Source organism: Legionella nigrisilvae (assembly GCF_977063395.2).
The window spans coordinates 721,474-743,301 of the sequence record NZ_CDRUGZ020000038.1 but is presented as its reverse complement, the minus strand read 5'-3'; the positions used below and the strand labels follow the sequence as shown (position 1 = coordinate 743,301).

The window sequence follows — 21,828 nt, the reverse complement described above, 5'->3', positions numbered from 1 at the left end:
ATTAACATGTCAGATAAAATTCGTGGTACAGTAAAGTGGTTTAATGAGTCCAAAGGTTTCGGTTTTTTAGAAAGTGGCGGTAAAGATTATTTTGTGCATTTCAGTGCAATTCTAGGCACCGGGTTTAAAACTCTTGCTGAAGGTGCAACAGTAATGTTCAAGCCAAGCAACGGACAAAAAGGTCCTCAAGCTGAAGAAGTTGAAGTAGTCTAATTCATTTCCTGAAACTTCCTATTCACTTTAATATGAGAGTATTTTAGAGGATGGGGAGTTTTTTTGTTTAAAAATTAACATTTCTTAAAACAACCCTACCCAAATAATCAATCATTACTATCCACCAATGCCTTGGCATTTGCACTTCAGCGTGGTAATCAAGTTATACTTTGTGAATTTATCGATTCAGCCCTCTTTATCCCATTCGCCCCACCCGCTCCAGTTATGCAGGATTAAGTTCCTTGAGAAGACCAAAGAATTTTTCGTGTAAAAGTAAGTAGGTATTGTTTTAGATATTTAATCAGGTATAGCCTATCATGTAGAGGCCGAAAAAATACAAGGAGTCGTAAATATGAGTAAAAAAATCGCAGTTATTGTAGGAAGCTTGCGCAAAGAATCCTACAATAAAAAAATGGCAAAAGTACTTATTGCTCTAGCACCTAAATCTCTAACCCTGCAAATTGTGGAAATTGGTGATTTGCCCCTATACAACCAGGATCTGGATGACGAAAATAGACCGCCCGCTGCTTGGGTCAAATTCCGAGAGCAAATGAAAACCTATCAGGGAGTGTTGTTTGTTACACCAGAATACAACCGCTCTGTTCCTGGGGTGCTTAAAAATGCAGTAGATGTGGGTTCTCGACCTTATGGTAAAAGTATTTGGAGTAAACTTCCTGGCGCAGTGATCAGTGTTTCTCCAGGGGCGATTGGAGGATTTGGCGCCAACAATCATTTAAGACAATCATTTGTCTTTTTAGATATTCCAACTCTTCAACAACCAGAAACCTATATTGGCATGGCGGGAGATTTGTTTGATGCGCAAGGAAATATTACCAAAGAAGACACCCAAAAATTCTTACACAAATTTATGGAAGCTTATGCCAATTGGGTTGAATTAAATACGCAAGATTAATACATTACAAACCCGATAAACAACGAAATTGTTGGCAGAGAGCTATCCCTGCCAACGGGTTACTATTCCCACATCAATATGAAACAAATCTAGTATTCGACCTACGCTGTAATTAATGATGTCATCTATAGTCTCTGGTTTGGTATAAAACGCAGGCGTTGCAGGACACATAATCGCCCCCTGTTGGGTCAGCGAAACCATATTTTGTAAATGCCCCAAATGCAATGGGGATTCACGAGGCATGAGGACTAATCTCCTACGTTCCTTTAAAGTCACATCCGCTGCACGACCAATAAGGTTATTAGCCGTTCCATGCGCAATTTCTGCCAAAGTTTTCATCGAACAAGGAGCAATGATCATCCCCATGGTCTGAAAAGAACCACTTGCAATACTTGCACCAATATCATTCCAGGAATGATAAACATCGGCCAATGCTTTTAAGTCGGTAAGTGATAAGTTGGTTTCATATTTACGGGTCAGTTGGGCTGATTTACTAACTATCAAATGAGTTTCAATGTCCGTAGAACGTAGTAGTTCTAAAAGACGTATTCCATAAATCATGCCTGAGGCACCAGTAATTCCAATGATTATTCGCGGTGTGCTCATAAATAGTTCCTCGTAATTGAATCCCATTAGGTTCTCAGACATAAAAATAGTATAATTATTTCACATAATAGAATCTTCACAAAGTAAATAAGTGGAAAAGACAGGCATAAAGAGGTACATTGCGGAGACTCCCATTTTTTTGGTGTATTTACTACAGATAACAAAACAGGCATAAATCCATGACGAATAATTATGAAGAGTTTGAGCAACGTAAACAAGATCACATCAAATTAGCCTTAATGCCTGAAAATCAAACCGCGGAACTCAGTACTTTTGAAAGCATTAATCTAATCCATGATGCTCTTCCTGACCTAAATTTCGATGAAATCAGTATTAAAAGTTTTCGATTTGGCCAAGTAGTAGAAAAACCCTTTCTCATTAGCTCCATGACTGCAGGGCATCGCCACGCAAAGCACATAAATCATAACCTTGTTGAAGCCTGTTCGTTGAATGGCTGGGCTATGGGAGTAGGCTCACAAAGACGAGAGCTCACGGATCCCAAAGCAGCTTTTGAATGGCACGATTTACGCCGTGATTTTCCTGAAGTCCACTTGTACAGCAATCTAGGGATCGCTCAATTAATCACCACCCCCCTCAGTGATATTCAACGTTTAACAGATGCTTTACAAGCAAATGGATTAATTATTCATTGCAACCCCTTACAAGAGTGCATGCAACCTGAAGGGACAACAACCTATAAAGGAGGTTGGCAGGCTTTAGCTGATTTAGTTAAAAAACTTCCTTTACCCGTTATCGTGAAAGAAACAGGTTGTGGATTTTCTAAGGCCACTATGACTCGTTTAAACGATATTGGAATTGCCGCAATTGATGTGGGAGGTTTGGGAGGGACTCACTGGGGACGAATTGAAGGACATAGAGCAATCCATGACCCCATTCGCCAACAGGCAGCAATTACGTTTCGTAATTGGGGGATTGATACCGTAACCTCGATTAAACACGCTGCAGCATTGAAACCTTCGTTCGAAATTTGGGGATCAGGCGGCGTAATGAACGGCTTAAATGCCGCCAAGTTGTTTGCACTTGGTGCCACCACTGTTGGTTATGCAAGGCCCCTATTGGAAGCCGCATTGGAATCCACCGAACACGTCAGTCTGTGCATGCAATCAATTGAATACGAATTAAAAGTGGCTATGTTTTGTACCGGAAGTCAAAATTTAAACGACTTGTCCAGCAAAGTGGGTTGATCGAATTTATATCAATTTATTAAATCGAAAATTTTATACCTCGGGAAAATGATTTATCATTAAGTTCTAAAGTTTTTACAGGTTCTGAAGCATAAATATCATAAAATTGCCTGCTTGCAATCTGCCGGTATTGAACCCCTTTTAAATAATCGTCCCGAATCTCATGAGGAAATCGCCATAGTTTGGAAAAATCAAATACATAATTAGGAGTCCTGATTTTTTCCCCAAAATGATTTTGCCCAGGTGCCGAGTATAAAACGTATTCTCCTGGCTTAAGCTGGGTGAGAAATAAATAACCCGCAGAAAATAATCCAAAATAAGCGAATCCTTTAATATAGGGAACGTCCAATATTTGCAGATCCTTTTGTAATTCAGTAACAATTGTATAACACGTGGGAGTTACATGCAGACCACTAAAAGGGCCATCAACATCAACTTTTATCGAATTTTTATAGAGCGCGATACCAGTATAATTGGCCCCATAAATAAAATTCCATTGAAAGAAAGCAAGCTCTATTAGCCCAAAAATTAAAACAGCTCTGGTTGCGAAGTAGTGTAAAAAGCTTTCGGACCTTAGATATTTCTGAAAAATAAAAAAAGTAAATATATAGGTTAATAACGATGCCGGAAAAAAACCTATAATCCAATTCATATCCAGCATGTGTGCGGTTACACTCGTTAAAATCCCAGCTGCTAAAGAAGGGAGGCCAATAAAATAAAATAATGCCCTAGAATCTACATCTGTTCTTAGAAAAATAAGAAAAATAGGGAAACTCAAAAACCCAGTGTAATTTAAAACCCAAAATATATCCGTATGAATAGCATGTTGAATATTTATCTTAAATAAAGGAAGAACTAGGATGGTGATGAAACCCGTTAATAATATATACCAATGCCTTCTACCAATATACGCAATAAATAAACTTCCTAAAGCAACGAAGAGGACAGACGAATATTTAGAAATTATTCTATGAGCTAACTCGATACATTTGTCAAATAAAGATTGATTAGACGATAAGCTTAGACGATGTAGAAAATCTAAAAAATTATGAAGATCTTGGGTTGAAACCTTAAAGTAATAAAAAAGAATAAAAGCTATACATATACCAGCAAAACTAGCAATCAACATATGAAAAAGGAAGATTTTCTTTGAGTGCTGACTAAACAAGGAGAAAATAAGATAAAAGGGAATGAGGAAAAAAAGAAACGTTGGATAAGCTAAACATAAGATGAGATTAAATAATGAAAAAATGATGAAATGGATTTTTCTTATTGGCTCTATAAATTGAAAACTAAAAAATTGAAAAAGAATATTAGACCATAGTAACGTCGCCAAAGTATCGTAGTGAAAATTATTGATACCAAAAGGATGAAAAATACTGACCCCAAAAAAAATAAAAAATGACAAAATAAGCGATAATTTTTTTCTTATTAGGAAAAAGGTGTAAGCACTCAAGAGAAATACAAACACTATGTAACTATGTCTTAAAAATAAAATAAGTTCATTATTTCCATTATGTAACCATAAACTTAACTTTATTAAAGGATATAATAATAATCCAAATGGAATAAATGCAGAGTAATCATCAATGAAAGGACGCTGGCCTTTAATAAAACGAAGTGAGGTTGCAATTGGGAGACTCTCATCACTAAGAGGTCCTACAAAATAACTGATAAAAATGATTAATGCGCAAAAAAATAGTCCCAAAATGATGATCAAATAATAATCTATATTTACATTTTTTTGCATTTGTTCTCCTAACAATGTCTCCTCTTACCCACTTGCCTGTGTATCATATAATGGATTCATATCAAAGAAAAAACTATTTTTCCTTGGGTTCATAAACTTAATACAACTGCGTAGGGCTTGTTGACAATTGCCTATAAAATAGGCTCGTGTTAAATTACAACAACAAAATGCACTGATTCCGTATTTAACAAAATTATTCATTTTTGTTATTATTTGGAATCTGTATATTTATCCAAGATATTTCTCAGGTATCGCTAATCCTATATCGAATGCCTAATCAACTGAATTTCAATTACAGGATGTAGAAAGAAAATGAAAGGAATCGTTTTAGCTGGCGGGAGTGGAACACGTTTATACCCTTTAACTAAAAGTGTATCCAAGCATTTGTTGCCTGTTTATGATAAACCTTTGATTTATTATCCTTTATCTGTCCTCATGCTTGCGGGGATCAGGGAAATTCTCATCATTTCTACTCCCCAGGACCTACAAAATTATATGAATCTCTTAGGCGATGGAACTGATTTTGGCATCCGTTTGCAATACGAGGTTCAGCCCAAACCCGAGGGTATTGCTCAGGCTTTTATAATAGGTGAGGATTTTATTGGCGATAATGGAGTTTGCCTCATTTTAGGCGACAATATTTTTTGGGGCCAAGGATTTACTACAAAACTCAAAGAAGTAGCCTCACAAACGATGGGTGCAACAGTATTTGGATATCAGGTTAATGATCCGACCCGCTTTGGAGTTGTAGAGTTTGATAAAGACCTTAAAGTACTATCCATAGAAGAAAAACCAGAATTTCCTAAATCACATTTTGCTGTAACGGGATTGTATTTTTATGATAATAATGTGGTCCAAGTTGCTCATGATGTACGCCCTTCACTTCGGGGTGAATTAGAAATTACCAGCATTAATCAAGCTTACCTTGAACGCGGTATGCTAAATGTTGAACTACTGGGACGTGGTTTTGCCTGGCTTGATACCGGTACCCATGATAGTCTTCTGGAGGCAGCCTCATTTGTAGAAACAATTGAAAAAAGACAAGGATTTAAAGTTGCATGTCTTGAAGAAATTGCCTGGAGGAACGGTTGGTTAAATGATCAAGAAATCTCCAAAGCTGCTTTTGCTTTATCAAAAAATAGTTATGGAGAATATCTCTTCTCTTTGTTAAGAAACCCTTAGAATAGATGAGATGATGCAAAAATAAATCTATATGGTTGATTTTTTGTAATTAATTTTTGGTTTTGCTCATGCGGATTTTTTTACTTCATTATTTTGAGCTTGATATTATGGATGACCTAGACTTAAAAACGAAAGCACGATTGTCAAAAAAAATTGCCATTCTGCAATCTAATTATATTCCTTGGAAAGGTTATTTTGACATGATCGCTGCGGTCGATGAGCTCATTCTTTTTGATGATATGCAATTTACTCGACGTGATTGGCGTAATCGTAATCAAATTAAAACATCCCAAGGGCTCCAGTGGTTAACTGTTCCGGTGAAAGTTAAAGGCAAATATTTTCAGAGTATCCGGGAAACTGAAATTGATGGTGAGGATTGGGCGCAAAATCATTGGAAAACATTAACACAAAATTATCGACGCGCACCTTATTTTGACGAAATTGCTGCTTGGCTTGAGCCACTTTACCTAAACAACTCCTATACGCATCTTTCCGTATTAAACCACCAATTTATAAAAACCATATGTCATTATCTAGGGATAAAGACGGCGATTAAAAATTCATGGGATTATATTTTAGTAGAGGGAAAAACAGAGCGATTAGCTAATTTATGTCTCCAAGCTGAAGCTGCGGAGTATATTTCAGGACCCGCCGCTATGGATTACATCGAAGAAGATGTGTTTACTGCCCACGACATTAAACTTACTTGGTTTGACTACACTGGTTATGAGGAATATCCTCAATTGTGGGGAGAATTTATCCACCAAGTTTCGATTCTTGACCTGTTATTTAATTGTGGGAACAATTCATCAACTTACATGAAGTATTTAAATACATGAAACTTTCAATTGTAACTACCCTTTATAAATCTGAGGCTTTTATTCAAGAATTTTATCAAAGAATAACGCTAATCGCGCAGAAATTCGCGAATGATGATTATGAAATTATTTTTGTAAACGACGGCTCACCTGATAAAAGTCTTGAACACACAGTGCACCTCACTGAACATGACAAGCATGTTGTGGTAGTCGACCTTTCACGTAATTTTGGCCATCACAAAGCAATGAGAGCCGGACTCGAATACTCCCGGGGTGACTATATATTTTTGATTGACAGTGATTTAGAAGAAGAACCTGAGTGGCTAATCGCTTTTTCTGAACACATGGAAAAGGAACAATCTGATGTAGTATATGGAGTGCAGGAGTCTCGTAAAGGCAATTGGTTTGAACGGTGGAGTGGGGAAATTTATTATGTATTCCTAAATTGGTTAATAAATATTGATCATCCTAAAAATATAACCACCGCTCGCTTAATGACCAGACGATATGTGGACTCTTTGTTACGTCATAAAGAAATCGAGTCCGTTATTTCCTGTTTATGGGTGATCACTGGATTCAAGCAATGTGCTTACACGGTAAAAAAACATACAAAGAGTACCACTACTTACAATTTTTTTAAAAAAATTAATCATATGATCAATGCAGTTACCTCTTTTAGTGCCACCCCGCTGCATATGATTTTCCTGTGCGGAATTTTTGTTTTTTTAGGTGCTATTGGTTATGCAACACTCCTAATTATTCAACGATTTTTGCTGGCAACTCCCCTAAATGGTTGGACGTCCATAATGGTTTCAATTTGGTTATTGGGTGGTATGATCATTTCGTTTATAGGAATAATAGGAATTTATTTGGCAAAGATATTTTCTGAGACCAAACAACGCCCTTATGTAATTATTAGGAATATTTATGGAAAAAGTAATTGAGGATATTAATACCAAATATGAACGGCATTATGCGAGCAGAAGCAGTTTGAAAGTCTATCCAACTGAGTTTGTTGTACGAACAATGCTTGCGAATTACCCAGGATTGAACTTTTCAAAACCAGTACCAGGTAATAAAATTCTAGACGTTGGTTTTGGTGATGGAAGAAACACCACTCTCCTTTGTGATCTCGGATTGGATGTGAGTGGCATTGAAATAACCCAAGGGATTGTAGATCAAACACAGCAAAGACTGACAAAAATGGGATATAACCCCGATTTGCGAGTGGGCAGAAACTCCATTATCCCTTTTGCCGAAGCTGAATTTGATTATATTTTAGCATGCCACTGTTGTTATTACTGTGATGAAAATGAAACCTTGCTCGATAATCTTAATGAATACTCAAGGGTATTAAAGAAAGATGGGTATTTAATTGCCTCTGTTGCTAATAAATCATCCTATATCTTTGAGAATGCACAAGAACTAAAAGATGGAACTTTAACTATCGCTAAAGACCCCTACAACAATCGTAATGGATATCGATTACAAGCTTTTTCCAGTAAAGAAGACATTGAGGACTATTTCTCGCCTCTCTTTAAAAATTTTTCTTTCGGCTCTGCTGATAATGATTATTATGGGATTACTGAACGCGTATTTTGGGTAGTATGTCAAAAGAGGTAATAAATGAAAAACGATTTCCGTTATTGCTGTCCTGAATTGAAATGTGAACGTGCGATTTTGTCCAGTCAAAATGATGGGTTGCATTGTCCTAATGGACATTTCTTCCCCTTTATTCAAAACACAAATGCTCCTATTTTTGCGTGTGAAGCAGATAATGCTAATGATTACGCCCAAGAAGATGCAGTGACCATTCATGACAATTCGTTCCAATGGGTTTTTCAAACTTTTGGAACCGATGAATCCACTTTAAGAAAAAATTTAGTTTCCCGTTTAAATTTATCCCCAGGTCAGACCATTCTGGTGACAGGAGCTGGTTCGGGTAATGATCTCCCCTTTCTTGCCCAAAATTTACGTGGAAAAGGGACTATTTATGCGCAAGATATATCCAAACAAATGCTCATAGCAGGCATAGAAAAATACAGCTCTAGTCTTACAGAATTTGGTGTAGAGGTATTTTTCTCAGCAAGTGATGCGACAAATCTCCCCTTTGAAGATAATTTTTTTGATGCTGCTTATCACTTTGGGGGACTTAATTTATTCTCTGATATTCAGAAAGGTATATCGGAAATGGATCGCGTTGTTAAACCGGGTGGACAAGTGCTCATCTGTGATGAAGGAATAGCTCCCTGGCTTAAGGAAACTGAGCTTGGGAAGATGCTTATTAAAAATAACCCACTGTACGCTTATGAAGCTCCGTTGTCTCTCATTCCCGCCAATGCTAGAGCGGCAAAGTTATCCTGGGAACTTAGTCATTGTTTTTATGTCATAGAATTTACGGTGGCAGATACAGCACTCCCCATTAATATTGATATCCCTCATAGGGGTAAACGAGGCGGAAGCATCCGTTCACGTTATCTTGGACAGCTTGAAGGAGTGGATCCCGCTTTGAGAGATAAGGTGTATGCAGTGGCAGAAAAACTTGGTATGAGCAGAGTTGAATACTTAGAGCGATTGCTAAAAACGGGTTGTGAGTTGTAATTGATTTTGGAGATAAAATGAAGGATCGCCTCAAACATGCAATACCTTTTAATTGGAAAAAACGAGGATTAGTGTTCGAACCGAATATTCCTGGTTTTAGTTATGGCTCACATCCTTGTGCAATCCATTACCAAGATGACATTTTTATCGTTGCATTTACATGCCGTGATTCAAAAAGCCGTTCACATATTTTCTTATCTTATGCCACTGTGTTTGAGGGACATATGTCACTTATCGGGACTCCTAAATTGGCACTCACTCCTGGAGCTCCTGGTTACTTTGACTGCGACGGGGTAATCAGTGTTTGTTTTGTAACTAATAAGAATCAACATTATTTATATTATGTAGGATGGCAAAATCTTCCGGAAGAGTTATGGATCTGTGATACAGGCAGAGCAATTCTAAATGGTGAAAATCTCACCTTAGAGAAAGAATTCCTAGGACCTGTTCTAGGCCGAGATAAAAATAACCCACTTTTTGCAGCAGCAACTGCATTCCATATCAAAGATGATATTTGGCATACCTGGTATAACTCAGGCATAAAATGGGAGAAACTGGAGCATGGTTGGCACCATCATTATGGTATCCATCACGCGCAATCACACAATGGTATCGATTGGGTTTGCGACCCTGGAATGTGTATTCCATTTGCAGATGAATATGAGTATGCTTTTGGTCGTCCGAGCGTCTATTATAACGAGGGAATCTACTACATGTGGTTTGCTCATCGCGCCACAAAAGAGATTGCGACTTATCGGATCGGCTTTGCTTCATCTTCTGACGGATTAAACTGGGATCGTAATGATAACTTGGCAGGTATTGATGTATCCTCTGAAGGCTGGGATAGCGAAATGATTTGTTACCCCTATATTTTTGAACATCAAGATCAACTCTATATGCTTTATAATGGCAATGATTATGGAAGAACCGGGTTTGGCCTGGCGGTACTGGAGGATCTTCAATGAAAAAAATTATTTTAGCGGGCAATGCAATTACAGCCAATATTCTGCTTGATTATCTAGCACAAGACCCACGTTATAAAGTAGTAGGGCTTACAGTCGATGATGACTTCATTGACACAAATGGGGCTCCTGGTGCTCCCTCTATTCCTTTATCGAATCTGGTTTCTGATTATAACCCCCATGATCATTCGATAATTATGGCTATGGGATATCACGACATTAATCGGAGTCGTGAGTCAATGTTTCATCGCCTTAAAGCAATGGGTTATCTAATTGAGTCATATATTCATCCTGATGCTAAAGTTTATACCCGACAACCTCTTGGTGAAGGTTGTGTTGTTTTACCTTCAGCAGTTATTGAACCCCATGTCACTGTAGGTGCGAATACTATGATCTGGGCTAATGTAACTTTGGCGCATCATTCCAGCATAGATGAGCATTGCTGGGTTGCGTCCGGCGCGGTGGTTTCTGGACAAGCCCAAGTGAAGCGCAACACATTCATCGGAGTGAACGCAACAATTGTTAATGAAGTAGTAGTTGATGAGTACTGCATTATTGGTGCTGGGGCTTTAATAACCAAAAATACAAAACCCTCAAGTGTTCATTTAGCACGTTCTGGTGAGGAACTCCGCTACTCATCACAAGAATATGTGAAATTTTTTGGAGTTTAAAAACATGAATCAGCGTTTAGTTTCGGTTTTAGCGAATGTGTTTGGTTTACGAACGGATGAAATAAAAGTTGAATTGACTAAAGCGAATTTGGGAAGTTGGGACTCCCTTAAACAGATGGACTTAGTAATATCGCTCGAGCGAGAGTTCAATATTGCGTTAGAAATACCTGATATTATTCGAATGGATTCAGTTGGACAAATCATTGACGTTCTCGCAAATAAAGGAGTTGATCTTGGAGCTTAGAGGTGCGATTGCCCTGGTTACTGGGGGCGCGAAAGGACTAGGCTTGGCAATTGCTACTTATTTATATGAGCAGGGTACCAAGGTTCTAATCGTAGATTTGGATGCTCGAGCTCTGGATGACTTACCCCAAGGTTTGGAAGGTTATGTTCTTGATGTGACCCAGCCCAATGAAGTAAAAAATGTTATCCAGGAGATCATCACTTGCCACGGCCGCATTGACATTTTAGTGAATAATGCGGGGGTCATCTTTAGCAAACCTCTAGTGAACATCATGAATGCTCCCGATATCATGCATGATTATGAAAGCTTTCGCCAATGTATTACTAAGAACATGGATTCTGTATTCATAATGACCGCAGCCGTGGTCGAGCACATGGTAATGAAAAGAATTAAAGGGGCCATCGTAAACATTAGTTCAATTAGTGCCCGCGGTAATGAAGGACAAATTGCTTACTCTGCAGCAAAAGCGGGAGTTAATGCAATGACAGTCACTTTATCTAAAGAACTTGGGAGGTTGGGTATTCGGTGTAATGCAGTAGCACCAGGCTTTATAGACACTGATTCCACTCGGCATGCACTTAATGAATCCATAATCAAACACATTCAAACCAATACACCCCTTCGGAGACTTGGCGAGGCAAATAATGTAGCTCTTGCAGTAGCTTCCCTGATCATCAATGATTTTATGAATGGTGTGGTACTGGATGTTAACGGCGGATTGACCATTTAAAATGATACGATTAGAAAAAAAAGGGTATGAACAAATATATCGGCTCTATTTAAGTTGCCCATTTTTTTTCCCATTAATCGCAGCGGTACTACTCGATGAGCAAGATGGGGTTGTCTATATTAATGATCAAAACACCCCCTCCCAAATTTATGTGGAACATGCCTTTGGATTTGCACAAATATTCGGCAATATGGACTCTCGCTTTGAGCTCGAACTAGAAGACTATTTACTCCTCGATAAAAATTTTCATTCCGATAAAGTTCGTCTGTATGCTGCTTATGCTCCCGAATTTATACTAAAACCTCAATATGAGCCGCTGAGATCCTATAGGCAACGCTTCGTGCTTGACTCTGAATATCAAATGGATACGCCAACCCTCTTGAAACAATCAGGAAAAATAAATTTCTCAGGAGTGAATCAAACAAATATTGATCTAATCGAGAGCCACTTTCATTTAGTTTCAAGATTTTGGCGAAATGAGTCTGATTTTATCCAGAAGTCTAATGCTATTGTGGTTTTATATGACGGAAAATTAGCCTCCATCTGTTATGCCGCAGCCGAAGCGAATCACTGTACAGAGATTGATGTGCTGACCCTACCTAATTATAGAAATTTGGGACTAGCGAATAAGGCTGTTCTTTGTTTTATTCATCACTGCCTTGAAATAGGATTAACTCCATGGTGGGATTGTTTCACTAATAATTCCGGTTCCATGATGCTCTGTAAGTCAGTAGGTTTTAAGGCAATGAATGATCCTTATCTTTTTTTCACTATCAATAAATAAGGTAGTAAAAATTGAACAATGCTCAATAATATTCTACAAAACTTTTGAAGAGAACATATGAATAAATATTTCCATAACTTAGGTTTACTATTCGATGATGTTGCATTAGAAAATGCAATCCAACCTGCTCTTCGTTATCCTGAACAATCCCGTACCTATGAAGAATTGATGGATTGGTCCCAACGATTAGGTGCTTTTTTACTTGCCAAAGGAATGAAGCCTGGTGATGTGATTGCAATTGGAAGTAGTAAACAATTTTTGACCTATGCCCTCATGATTGCGTCCATTCGGTTAGGTATCGCCTATGTCAATATGGATGTCGCCGCCCCCTTGGCCCGCAATTTACCCATTATGCAAGTGAGCCAAGCGGTATTTTTATTTTATGATGATCCAGCGTACAGCAAACAAATCCACGATTTAGCCAATGCAAGTAAAATCCAAGCGATTGAACTTACACCGGATACCTTTCCGTCGATCACAGCAGGTGATCGGAAACGGCAAACGCAGTTAATGCAACAAATAGATGGCTCTACGATTGCCTATGTCATGTTCACTTCAGGCTCTACAGGAACGCCCAAGGGCGTTGCGGTAACCCATCAAAATGTACTGCATTTTATCTCTTGGGGTAATCAGTATTTTAAAATAAAAAAACAGGACAATTTTGCTCATTTGAGCCCTTTGTACTTTGATAATTCGGTCTTTGATTTTTATGTAGGATTATTTTCTGGAGCCTCATTGAGTCCTGTACCGCGCGAGTTGTTGACTAAACCCTATGAACTTGTCGCTCATGTAGGCAAGATGCAATGTACTATTTGGTTTTCAGTACCCTCCTTATTAATCTATTTAGTCACCCTGAAAGCAATGGAAATCAAAGTACTCTCAAAGTTACGCCATATTATTTTTGGTGGTGAAGGTTATCCCAAGGCGGAACTAAAAAAACTTTATGAGTTGTTTTCCAAACAAGCAACATTGACTAATGTTTATGGACCTACTGAATGTACATGTATTTGTAGCGCTTATGAGTTAAATGATGATGATTTCCAACAGCTAAGTGGGCTTCCGCCCTTAGGGAAACTCAACCCTAATTTTGATTATCTTATTCTTGATGAACATGACCAAGAAGCTCCCGAGGGTGAGCTCTGTCTTCTAGGGCCGAATGTTGCGGCAGGTTATTTTAACGAATTAGAACGCAGTGCAAAATCGTTTATAACTCTTACGGAACCAAAACGTTTTATGAAACGTATGTATCGGACTGGAGATCTAGTTCAAGAAATAGATGAAGAATTACATTTTGTTGGACGAAAAGACAACCAGGTAAAACACATGGGGTATCGTATTGAATTAGAAGAAATAGAACATGCTTTGGTAAAATTTACGCAAATAAATCAAGCAGCAGTTGTTTATCATCGAACCAATGTAGCCTATGGAAAACTTATCGGTTTTGTGGCTAGTTCTGACGAGGTCGATGAACAAACCCTTTTAGGAAATTTAGGTGAAGTATTGCCAACCTATATGATCCCAAGTCGCATTATTGTAAGAAAAGAATTACCTAAGAATCCAAATGGAAAAGTAGATCGACAACAACTCCTTTTACAATGTGCAGACTAATAATGAATGAATTAATACAAAAATTTCCGGGCCTATTTCAATTCATTCGTTACAGTGTAGTGGGAGTGATTAATAATTTTATTGGTTACATTATTTACTTGCTCGTCACTTTTTTTTGGCTTGAACCCAAAGTAGCGATTACTCTTTTTTATCCAATTGGCGCGTTGATAGGTTACTTTAACCATTTCAAATATTCATTTTCCTATCAAGGAACACATCTCGCCCTACTAAGATATGGGATCGCCCATTTTATAGGGTATGGGATTAACTTTATCATGTTGTTCGTTCTTGTAGATAAATTTAACTTTCCGCATCAAGCAATCCAAGCAATAGCTATTTTTGTAGTTGCTTGTGCATTGTTTCTTATGTTTCGATATTTTGTTTTTCCGCACGCACATTATACAAAATGTGAGGCCTCAAGATTTTGAGTCTGTATCTTAATTAAAAGTAATACTAAAAAGGATGAAATTGTGCAACATATACTTTCGACTATAGTTAGGAAACCTCAAACATCTAGAGCCACATTACTTTTTTACTCTTTCATTTTATTAGTATCCCTCATGTTCCTCATCTGTCATTTTTTTGAGCTCCATTGGAGAACTAATGATGACGTCGGAATGTCGATGATCGCTCATGGTTATGGTATAGCTAAATTAGCTTCCCCAAATATTCTTTTCTCAAATGTATTGTGGGGATATTTGGTGGGAATTACTCCCTCGATTAATGGAGTATTAGGGTACTCTATTATGACTTTATGCGTCCTTACAATTGTTGGAGTAATCATATTTTACGGGCTATCTCAGTTGGCCGGGTATGGAGTCGCTTTTTCAATTCTATTGTTGATAGTCGTCCCTGCTATTCTTTGGCCACAATTTACTATTAATGCGGGCTTACTCCAAATTAGTGCTATTATTTGCTGGTGTCTTTATGCAAAACAAAGAAATTTACTAGTGTTAGTGGGAGGTTGTTTACTTGCGTATTTCAGCTATCTAATTCGTAGTCAAGAATTTTGGTTAGTTCTAATTATCTCCTTACCTATTTTACCCTGGCGAATATTATTTCTTCGAACGGTCAAAATTGCTTTCTTTATTCTAGCGTTAGCAATTCTTGTTTCTGCTACTATAAATTATCAAGCCTATCAAAGTGAGGATTGGAACGCTTATAATACCCTTAATCCAGCACGTGCCTCTTTTACAGATTATGGTGCAGGTACATACTTGAAACAACATAAAGAGATATTAGCACAGCATGGTTATACTAATAATGATATTGATTTAATCAGCAACTGGTTTTTTGTTGATCCACATATTGCAAATCCTAAAACACTTAAAATTATGCTGAAACAATTAGGTCCCTTACCTCGTCAAGAAAGAGCCTTGGATAAGGCATGGCTCGGTGTAAAAGCATTGTGGAGTCGTCCACTGTTAATCACTCTAATAACGGCGTTATTATTGGGATTATTGCATCCGAGCTGGAAAATAGCTGTTAGTTGGGGACTCTGTGTCGCAGCAATATTTACTCTTGGTCTTTTAGGTCGTCCCGGGGTTTTACATGTATATGTACCTGTAGTTTCATTGCTTTTAATTGTGCCTTTTCTGAATGGAACTGTGCCTCAATGGCGAAATTATTTAAGTATCGCATTATTGCTTTTTGCCGCTCTTTTTAATACGAGTAAGGTTTTCTCGGAAGCTAAATTGCAACAAATAGTTGCAGCAAAAACTCGTGCGGCTTATGTGCACTTCCCTGATGGCCCCATGATAGTATGGGGAGCAGCTTTCCCATACGAATTAATTTATCCAGTCATAGGAGTACCTCCATCCGCAATGTTATATAAACATTACGGTTTAGGTACTTCAACCTTAGCACCATTCACTCTGGCTTATGCAAAACAAAAAGAAGGTAATGGCCTCATAGGAGAGCTATTCCAAAAAGATGGGATTGCCATATTAGCTCCTAATAGTTACTTAAAAATTCTTTCAATTTATTGTAATGAACATTTTTCTGGGAAATTAGAAGAAATTAAATCATCCTCGTACGGGGGCATTAAGTTAAGACAACAACGATGTATTAAAAACAAAATAGGAACAGTTGTTTAGAAAATTATTAAGCAGTGCAAATTACTTGTTGGCGATTTAGTATTTTCTGCAAAGTGAAATTTTTGGACCGCATATTCAGCTACAGAGGTAACATGGACATTATATTATTTAATCGACCCTACAAAACAGGTAAAGAGCTGCATTATATTGCAGACTCTCATCTTAATAATCAACTTTCTGGCGACGGCCGATTTACCAAACGTTGCCATGCCTGGCTTCAAGAGCAAACAAAGAGCCAGAAAGCGCTGTTAACCCACTCCTGTACCGCAGCCTTAGAGATGGCTGCTATATTACTGGATATAAATCCGGGGGATGAAATCATTATGCCCTCGTATACTTTTGTATCTACTGCCAATGCATTTGTGCTTCAAGGGGGTAAACCCGTTTTTGTTGATATACGTGAGGATACCCTGAACCTTAATGAGCAACTCATTGAAGCTGCCATTACATCAAAAACTAAAGCTATAGTCCCTGTACATTATGCTGGGGTTGCCTGTGAAATGGATGCGATTATGGATATAGCGAAGCGGCATGATTTGAGGGTAGTCGAGGATGCTGCTCAAGGAGTCATGGCAAGCTACAAAGGTAATACTTTAGGAGGTATTGGTGATCTGGGTGCCTATAGTTTTCATGAGACTAAAAATATCATCTCTGGAGAAGGCGGTGCACTTTTAGTAAATAACCCTGATATGGTGATGCGAGCAGAAATAATCCGAGAAAAAGGAACTAATCGCAGTAGATTTCTCCGGGGAGAAGTGGATAAATACACTTGGCAAGATGTGGGCTCATCTTTTCTACCAAGTGACATGATTGCTGCATTTCTTTGGGCTCAACTTGAAGATGCCGAAAACATTACCCAACAACGTTTATTGATCTGGAACTATTATCACCAACTTCTTGAATCTTTAGAAACTAAAGGGGTTCTTCGTCGTCCCATAGTACCCGCTCACTGTAATCACAATGCTCATATCTACTATGTGCTGCTCGCTCCAGAAATAAATCGCCATGTTATTCTCAGCAAACTCAAAGAAAAAGGTATCTTTGCGACCTCTCATTATGTGCCATTGCATTCCTCAGAAGCAGGTCAGCGTTTCGGTACAAGCCATGGTAGTTTAGCTCTGACTGAGTCACTTTCAGAAAGAATACTTAGATTACCCTTGTGGGTTGGCTTAACATCCGCACAACAGGAAATGATTGTTGAACATCTTAGCAATGCTATAAGCAATTAAGTTTTAAGTGTTCCAGATACCATTGTACGGTTTTTCTTATCCCTGTTTCGAATGATTCTTGGGGTTTCCAGTTCAATTGTCTGCTTATCTTGGTTGCGTCAATTGCATAGCGCTTGTCGTGACCAGGCCTATCTCCTGTAAAGATTATCAGATCTTTTAATCGAGAATTATTAGATGCTTTCAATTCTTCTAACGTATCGCAAATAGCATGTACAACCTGAATATTTTGCAATTCATTATATCCACCAATATTGTAAGTCTCTCCTACTATCCCATGCAGGGCCACTTCTAATAACGCTTTAACATGATCCTCAACATACAACCAATCTCGTATTTGAGTTCCTTTTCCATAGACAGGGATAGGTTTCCCCATAAGCGCATTTTGAATAGTTTGGGGGATTAGTTTTTCTGGATGCTGAAACGGACCGTAGTTATTCGAACAATTCGTAACCAGAACAGGTAAACCATAAGTTTTATGCCAGGCACGAACCAGATGATCAGAACTCGCTTTACTAGCAGAGTAAGGGGAACTGGGTGCATATTTTGAATTCTCGTGAAATAAAGGTAACTCTATATTGGGATCGTTTTGATCCTCGGGATGAGGCAAATCCCCATAAACTTCATCCGTAGAAACATGATGAAAACGAAAACTATTTTTTTTATCTGCCGTCAAAGTGTCCCAATATTGCCTGGCTTGTTCCAGTAAATTATAAGTACCCACTATATTGGTTTGGATAAACTGAATTGGAGTTTTTATAGACCGATCCACATGCGATTCAGCAGCTAAATGCAGGATGATGTCTGGTTTAAATTGAGTTAAAACTCGACTTATTGCGACTTCATCACATATATTTTCTTGTTCAAATCGGTAACGAGGGTGATTCTTTACTGAATAAAGAGAGGCGGGATTCGCAGCATAGGTCAAGGCATCAATATTCGTGACGAAGTGTTCCGTATGATGGATGAGGTGTCTGATGAGCGCCGAACCAATAAACCCGCTACCCCCAGTGACTAAGATCTTTTTACTGTTTTCCATGAGTGAACCAATTTCCTTTTAAAGTAATGATTCGATTTTACAGTTAAAAGAGGCTCGATGGAACGTATTAAATTGTTCTAAGGTACAGCTAAATCCGCCATTCAAAACGGATATACTTTAGAGGGGAATAATTCCTTTTTGGTTATGCAGCTTTATCTTGGTTTGCCACTAGAACTATTTTTTTATTAATCCTACCATCGGTAATGGTCTGACCAATTTGTTGATTACTATATAAAGTAAACGCATGGTCCTTATCCATGTTATTGAGTAATGCTTCATTTTCAGCGAGATAAGATAAAACATAACGAAACAGATTATGCGACGATTTTATGCGGCTGTTGTATTTTCCATCGTATTCGTCACCCCACAGAATCGATAAAAAAGCCCCTTGTCGTTCGATAACCTCTTCAGGATTTCGGATCCCTTCCCGAGTACAATGTTTAAAAATATACGGACCATGATCGCCGGCAATAATAATGATCGAATTTTTATCCCTTGCTCGAATCGTATCCACCATTGACACTACAAATTGCGACGTAGAATTTATTCGTTGGCTGTATTTTTGTATTTCCTCTGCTTCATTACAGTGATTAATTGTCTTGGAATTGGTGTCTGAATGAGCAGGGAAAGTAAATGCATGGATATAAGTAAAATTAGGATGGTCTAAATTCAATTTCTTTAATTTTTGGAGGGTTTCAGTAATAAACGCATTCCTATCATTATGGGCAAGTTCGTTTGGATCAAAAAATAAAACCTTTTTTTCTTCTTTGAATAAAACACTCACGTTTACGGGAGATAAGAAACTAAGAATGGATAAGACTTTTTCTTTTATGCTGTTAAGAGAAGGTCTTAATTTATTGGTCACGTTAAAATAGCAAAGATCTGCTGAACAATTATCTAATAAAAATACATCCAGTTCATGCATGATATTTATCTTATAACCATTATCTCTAAAAATATCGTACAGTTTTCCCTCATTTAATATGTGTCTTAATCGTAAAATAGGATCCACTTGATACGCATTTAAATCCTGGTATTTATAACTTAAGTTAAAATAAGTAAATAACGCATATTGCGTTGCTTGTAAGGAAGTATAAAAATCCGGGTAATTAACAAACCCCTTTTGTTCTAATTCATTAAGAAATTGATGATGATCATTTTGTATGCCCAACCGATTTAAGCCATTAATATTAGTTAAGCTGTCTGCGAGGATAAAATATACGTTTTTTTTATTTTTTAAGACAATTTGTGGCTGATGTTTATTTGGTATTTGAGGAGCATCGAAATTTAATTTCGGAGTAATGGTTTTCCCCAAATTAAAAAGATTAAGCACTAAAAAAATCAAAACAAACATTTTGCTTTGCTTTTCGAATAGAAAAAAGCCCAGGCAGAAAAATGCTGCGCCAAAAAAAGTAAAAAGCAACCATTTTGAATAAACCGAATTATTTTGCAAATAAACCAAATAAGGTAATTCTGGATTATTAAAGACAGAATGTCTCATCATTATTAAGAACAATACCAGTAAGATACCATAGGTAATTTTCAGGCTCAGGGACTCATTAATTCTTAAGACCTTTGTTAAAAAAAACTTTGAGAATAATAGTCCACTTCCATTTACACATAATAAAATTAAAAATGAGATAAATATCTCAAATAGAGAAAAACTATTAAAATTATTTGATGCATAGAACAACAAAGGGTACAGAAGCACAAGGAACATTAATGCATATAAGTTCGAGGTTTTTTTCAAAAAATTACTCATGATCTTAGGAGTTCACTGGTTTGAGTAGATACAGCGTTCTGTACGAATTTTTGATCTGAACTTTATTTAAAATATCAAAATGTTTCGCACATTCTTCTTCAAAAGCGTGTTGATTATAAAATGCAAATAAATGTTCAAAGCCTCTTTTCCGAGCCAATAACTGCTTCACCCAGGAATCCTCAGGAGCAATAAATTCAATAATTAAATAATTAGACATTTTCTTGAAATAATTTAACACCATTGAGAACGTACAATTATTCGATATGCATAAATGATGAATCAATGCCAATGCCATAATGCAATTAATCTTTTTATTGATGATGCGACTGGAAAAAGAATCTCGCTCTTGATTATCAAAGCCAATACTCGGAGTGGGATTAGTAATATCAATCACTAAAGGAATTATAGAAGCGACATCCGTTGCCCTATTGATTAAATAATTTTGATCTACAGCGATAGGATCAATATCGGTACTAATAACTAAATCCTTTCCTTCAGCAATCAACCTTGAAAAATGACCATTATTTCCTCCTACATCCCAGATTGTTTTCGCCTCAATAAGTGATATCCATTGAGATATAATTTCATTTTTTTCTTTAAATGCATCTTCAGAATAATTAGTGATTTGATAATAATTGCTCCATTCAGTCTTTTTTTCTAAATAAGTTAGAGACTTAATAAAGCGCTCCATGTAGTTTAACAAACCCATTAGCCTGGATTTGCTCAAGGATCTAACTGGTTCCGATGCTGCGGAGGTATTATTAAAGCGCTTAAGATTTTTAGCATGCAAATGAACATTTAATTTAATAAATGGTGAGAAATGAGTACTTATAGGAAGCATGCCACTCACCAAATCCAAAGGAAATCCATCGATGTAACTGCTTAATGCCTTAGAAAAATTAAGCGATTTATATTTCATTAAGAGTAAGGGGCCTAAGAAATGACGACAGAATTGGCCATATGCTCCCCAAGGTTGATTTTCTTTATAAAACTCAAAAGACAACGTATCAATAAAAATAGGTTTTCCATTCAATAATTGAATGTTAAAAATGGAAGCATCCTTTAAGCACATGTCATACGCTAAAGCACGTTTTGCAATATCCAAAGTTAACAAAGCAGCATCTTTTAATAAATGAAATGGCCACTCATAAGAATACGTAATAAACGGTATTTCTTGAGGATTAATAATAATCCGCTGTTCTGAGTTTTCTACGAGTTGATGGCTGATGAGCTTATTACTTTCACAAAGCTCAGCATATAAACCACTTTCCATTAAGTGTGAGTATTGTCGAAAATAGGCAGGAAAAATAATTCGCTGGATTTTTTTTAATTCGTTATTAAATAACACAAAACCACTGGGATCTCGAAATGAAGAAGGAAGCTGTGTGGCTGTTTGTGGCATTTCCATTGATTTACAT

Annotated in this window: 22 protein-coding genes; 17 read left to right on the top strand and 5 right to left on the bottom strand. The window is 37.3% G+C overall.

The annotated features are described in order from the left end of the window. Positions 1 to 6 precede the first annotated feature (6 nt). Together ACWTE2_RS25640 and ACWTE2_RS25635 are read left to right on the top strand one after the other, a co-directional pair. Positions 7 to 213 (top strand): cold-shock protein, encoded by a 207-nt coding sequence (locus ACWTE2_RS25640; protein ID WP_010652353.1) that lies wholly within the window; start codon positions 7 to 9, stop codon positions 211 to 213. Positions 214 to 565: 352 nt separating this feature from the next. Continuing rightward, the gene (locus tag ACWTE2_RS25635; protein WP_182392302.1) at positions 566 to 1,126 is read left to right on the top strand and encodes an NADPH-dependent FMN reductase; all 561 of its coding nucleotides are present in this window, start codon (positions 566 to 568) and stop codon (positions 1,124 to 1,126) included. A 42-nt stretch (positions 1,127 to 1,168) separates the two neighbouring features. On the opposite strand, the gene ACWTE2_RS25630 is transcribed toward ACWTE2_RS25635, so the two are convergent. Continuing rightward, positions 1,169 to 1,732 (bottom strand): UbiX family flavin prenyltransferase, encoded by a 564-nt coding sequence (locus ACWTE2_RS25630; protein ID WP_454784973.1) that lies wholly within the window; start codon positions 1,730 to 1,732, stop codon positions 1,169 to 1,171. Between the two features lie 179 nt (positions 1,733 to 1,911). Here ACWTE2_RS25630 and fni point away from each other — a divergent pair, with 179 nt between their 5' ends. Next, complete coding sequence (gene fni, locus ACWTE2_RS25625; protein WP_182392300.1) at positions 1,912 to 2,937, top strand: type 2 isopentenyl-diphosphate Delta-isomerase; 1,026 nt, start codon at positions 1,912 to 1,914, stop codon at positions 2,935 to 2,937. A gap of 19 nt (positions 2,938 to 2,956) precedes the next feature. On the opposite strand, the gene ACWTE2_RS25620 is transcribed toward fni, so the two are convergent. Next, positions 2,957 to 4,687, bottom strand: a complete 1,731-nt coding sequence (locus ACWTE2_RS25620) for a hypothetical protein (protein WP_454784972.1) — start codon at positions 4,685 to 4,687, stop codon at positions 2,957 to 2,959. 312 nt (positions 4,688 to 4,999) lie between these two features. Here ACWTE2_RS25620 and rfbA point away from each other — a divergent pair, with 312 nt between their 5' ends. From rfbA to rffA, 14 genes are all read left to right on the top strand, one after another. After that, entirely contained in the window at positions 5,000 to 5,869 is an 870-nt protein-coding gene (gene rfbA, locus ACWTE2_RS25615) for a glucose-1-phosphate thymidylyltransferase RfbA (protein ID WP_182392298.1), read from the top strand. Positions 5,870 to 5,937: 68 nt separating this feature from the next. After that, positions 5,938 to 6,708, top strand: a complete 771-nt coding sequence (locus ACWTE2_RS25610; protein ID WP_454784971.1) for a WbqC family protein — start codon at positions 5,938 to 5,940, stop codon at positions 6,706 to 6,708. Then, positions 6,705 to 7,631 (top strand): glycosyltransferase family 2 protein, encoded by a 927-nt coding sequence (locus ACWTE2_RS25605; RefSeq protein ID WP_454784970.1) that lies wholly within the window; start codon positions 6,705 to 6,707, stop codon positions 7,629 to 7,631. The genes ACWTE2_RS25610 and ACWTE2_RS25605 overlap by 4 nt, the downstream gene beginning before the upstream one ends. Next, on the top strand, positions 7,615 to 8,310 hold the full coding sequence (locus tag ACWTE2_RS25600; protein ID WP_454784969.1) for a class I SAM-dependent methyltransferase: 696 nt from the start codon (positions 7,615 to 7,617) through the stop codon (positions 8,308 to 8,310). Before ACWTE2_RS25605 ends, ACWTE2_RS25600 begins: the two co-directional genes overlap by 17 nt. A gap of 3 nt (positions 8,311 to 8,313) precedes the next feature. Then, on the top strand, positions 8,314 to 9,288 hold the full coding sequence (locus tag ACWTE2_RS25595; RefSeq protein WP_454784968.1) for a class I SAM-dependent methyltransferase: 975 nt from the start codon (positions 8,314 to 8,316) through the stop codon (positions 9,286 to 9,288). Positions 9,289 to 9,305: 17 nt separating this feature from the next. Then, positions 9,306 to 10,253: a glycoside hydrolase family protein gene (locus tag ACWTE2_RS25590; protein WP_182392294.1), complete on the top strand. Its 948-nt coding sequence runs from the start codon at positions 9,306 to 9,308 to the stop codon at positions 10,251 to 10,253. After that, positions 10,250 to 10,921, top strand: coding sequence for an acetyltransferase (locus ACWTE2_RS25585; RefSeq protein WP_454784967.1), 672 nt, complete (start codon positions 10,250 to 10,252; stop codon positions 10,919 to 10,921). Before ACWTE2_RS25590 ends, ACWTE2_RS25585 begins: the two co-directional genes overlap by 4 nt. A 4-nt stretch (positions 10,922 to 10,925) precedes the next feature. Further along, positions 10,926 to 11,165, top strand: a complete 240-nt coding sequence (locus ACWTE2_RS25580) for an acyl carrier protein (RefSeq protein WP_454784966.1) — start codon at positions 10,926 to 10,928, stop codon at positions 11,163 to 11,165. Then, positions 11,155 to 11,895, top strand: coding sequence for an SDR family NAD(P)-dependent oxidoreductase (locus tag ACWTE2_RS25575; protein ID WP_454784965.1), 741 nt, complete (start codon positions 11,155 to 11,157; stop codon positions 11,893 to 11,895). The genes ACWTE2_RS25580 and ACWTE2_RS25575 overlap by 11 nt, the downstream gene beginning before the upstream one ends. Position 11,896: 1 nt before the next feature. Continuing rightward, the gene (locus tag ACWTE2_RS25570) at positions 11,897 to 12,679 is read left to right on the top strand and encodes a GNAT family N-acetyltransferase (protein WP_454784964.1); all 783 of its coding nucleotides are present in this window, start codon (positions 11,897 to 11,899) and stop codon (positions 12,677 to 12,679) included. Between the two features lie 57 nt (positions 12,680 to 12,736). Continuing rightward, complete coding sequence (locus tag ACWTE2_RS25565; protein ID WP_454784963.1) at positions 12,737 to 14,287, top strand: amino acid adenylation domain-containing protein; 1,551 nt, start codon at positions 12,737 to 12,739, stop codon at positions 14,285 to 14,287. A 2-nt stretch (positions 14,288 to 14,289) separates the two neighbouring features. Continuing rightward, the gene (locus ACWTE2_RS25560; protein WP_454784962.1) at positions 14,290 to 14,715 is read left to right on the top strand and encodes a GtrA family protein; all 426 of its coding nucleotides are present in this window, start codon (positions 14,290 to 14,292) and stop codon (positions 14,713 to 14,715) included. Positions 14,716 to 14,757: 42 nt separating this feature from the next. After that, the gene (locus tag ACWTE2_RS25555; protein ID WP_454784961.1) at positions 14,758 to 16,383 is read left to right on the top strand and encodes a hypothetical protein; all 1,626 of its coding nucleotides are present in this window, start codon (positions 14,758 to 14,760) and stop codon (positions 16,381 to 16,383) included. Between the two features lie 92 nt (positions 16,384 to 16,475). Then, on the top strand, positions 16,476 to 17,612 hold the full coding sequence (rffA, locus tag ACWTE2_RS25550; protein ID WP_454784960.1) for a dTDP-4-amino-4,6-dideoxygalactose transaminase: 1,137 nt from the start codon (positions 16,476 to 16,478) through the stop codon (positions 17,610 to 17,612). Here the strand turns inward: rffA and rfbB are convergent. The 3 genes from rfbB to ACWTE2_RS25535 form a co-directional block, all read right to left on the bottom strand. After that, a complete protein-coding gene (gene rfbB / locus ACWTE2_RS25545) occupies positions 17,599 to 18,648 on the bottom strand; it encodes a dTDP-glucose 4,6-dehydratase (protein ID WP_454784959.1) in 1,050 nt (349 codons plus the stop codon). The two genes, rffA and rfbB, sit on opposite strands and share 14 nt — an antisense overlap. Before the next feature lie 142 nt (positions 18,649 to 18,790). Then, a complete protein-coding gene (locus ACWTE2_RS25540) occupies positions 18,791 to 20,152 on the bottom strand; it encodes a sulfatase-like hydrolase/transferase (protein ID WP_454784958.1) in 1,362 nt (453 codons plus the stop codon). A gap of 262 nt (positions 20,153 to 20,414) precedes the next feature. Beyond that, on the bottom strand, positions 20,415 to 21,818 hold the full coding sequence (locus tag ACWTE2_RS25535; RefSeq protein WP_454784957.1) for a class I SAM-dependent methyltransferase: 1,404 nt from the start codon (positions 21,816 to 21,818) through the stop codon (positions 20,415 to 20,417). Positions 21,819 to 21,828: the final 10 nt, after the last annotated feature.

Coding starts and splice junctions, on each gene's coding strand:
- ACWTE2_RS25580 (WP_454784966.1), top strand. CDS start 10,926: ATGAATCAGCGTTTAGTTTCGGTTTTAGCGAATGTGTTTGGTTTACGA.
- ACWTE2_RS25595 (WP_454784968.1), top strand. CDS start 8,314: ATGAAAAACGATTTCCGTTATTGCTGTCCTGAATTGAAATGTGAACGT.
- rfbA (WP_182392298.1), top strand. CDS start 5,000: ATGAAAGGAATCGTTTTAGCTGGCGGGAGTGGAACACGTTTATACCCT.
- ACWTE2_RS25635 (WP_182392302.1), top strand. CDS start 566: ATGAGTAAAAAAATCGCAGTTATTGTAGGAAGCTTGCGCAAAGAATCC.
- ACWTE2_RS25590 (WP_182392294.1), top strand. CDS start 9,306: ATGAAGGATCGCCTCAAACATGCAATACCTTTTAATTGGAAAAAACGA.
- ACWTE2_RS25585 (WP_454784967.1), top strand. CDS start 10,250: ATGAAAAAAATTATTTTAGCGGGCAATGCAATTACAGCCAATATTCTG.
- ACWTE2_RS25565 (WP_454784963.1), top strand. CDS start 12,737: ATGAATAAATATTTCCATAACTTAGGTTTACTATTCGATGATGTTGCA.
- fni (WP_182392300.1), top strand. CDS start 1,912: ATGACGAATAATTATGAAGAGTTTGAGCAACGTAAACAAGATCACATC.
- rffA (WP_454784960.1), top strand. CDS start 16,476: ATGGACATTATATTATTTAATCGACCCTACAAAACAGGTAAAGAGCTG.
- ACWTE2_RS25570 (WP_454784964.1), top strand. CDS start 11,897: ATGATACGATTAGAAAAAAAAGGGTATGAACAAATATATCGGCTCTAT.
- ACWTE2_RS25610 (WP_454784971.1), top strand. CDS start 5,938: ATGCGGATTTTTTTACTTCATTATTTTGAGCTTGATATTATGGATGAC.
- ACWTE2_RS25605 (WP_454784970.1), top strand. CDS start 6,705: ATGAAACTTTCAATTGTAACTACCCTTTATAAATCTGAGGCTTTTATT.
- ACWTE2_RS25535 (WP_454784957.1), bottom strand. CDS start 21,818: ATGGAAATGCCACAAACAGCCACACAGCTTCCTTCTTCATTTCGAGAT.
- ACWTE2_RS25540 (WP_454784958.1), bottom strand. CDS start 20,152: ATGATGAGACATTCTGTCTTTAATAATCCAGAATTACCTTATTTGGTT.
- rfbB (WP_454784959.1), bottom strand. CDS start 18,648: ATGGAAAACAGTAAAAAGATCTTAGTCACTGGGGGTAGCGGGTTTATT.
- ACWTE2_RS25630 (WP_454784973.1), bottom strand. CDS start 1,732: ATGAGCACACCGCGAATAATCATTGGAATTACTGGTGCCTCAGGCATG.
- ACWTE2_RS25640 (WP_010652353.1), top strand. CDS start 7: ATGTCAGATAAAATTCGTGGTACAGTAAAGTGGTTTAATGAGTCCAAA.
- ACWTE2_RS25600 (WP_454784969.1), top strand. CDS start 7,615: ATGGAAAAAGTAATTGAGGATATTAATACCAAATATGAACGGCATTAT.
- ACWTE2_RS25620 (WP_454784972.1), bottom strand. CDS start 4,687: ATGCAAAAAAATGTAAATATAGATTATTATTTGATCATCATTTTGGGA.
- ACWTE2_RS25560 (WP_454784962.1), top strand. CDS start 14,290: ATGAATGAATTAATACAAAAATTTCCGGGCCTATTTCAATTCATTCGT.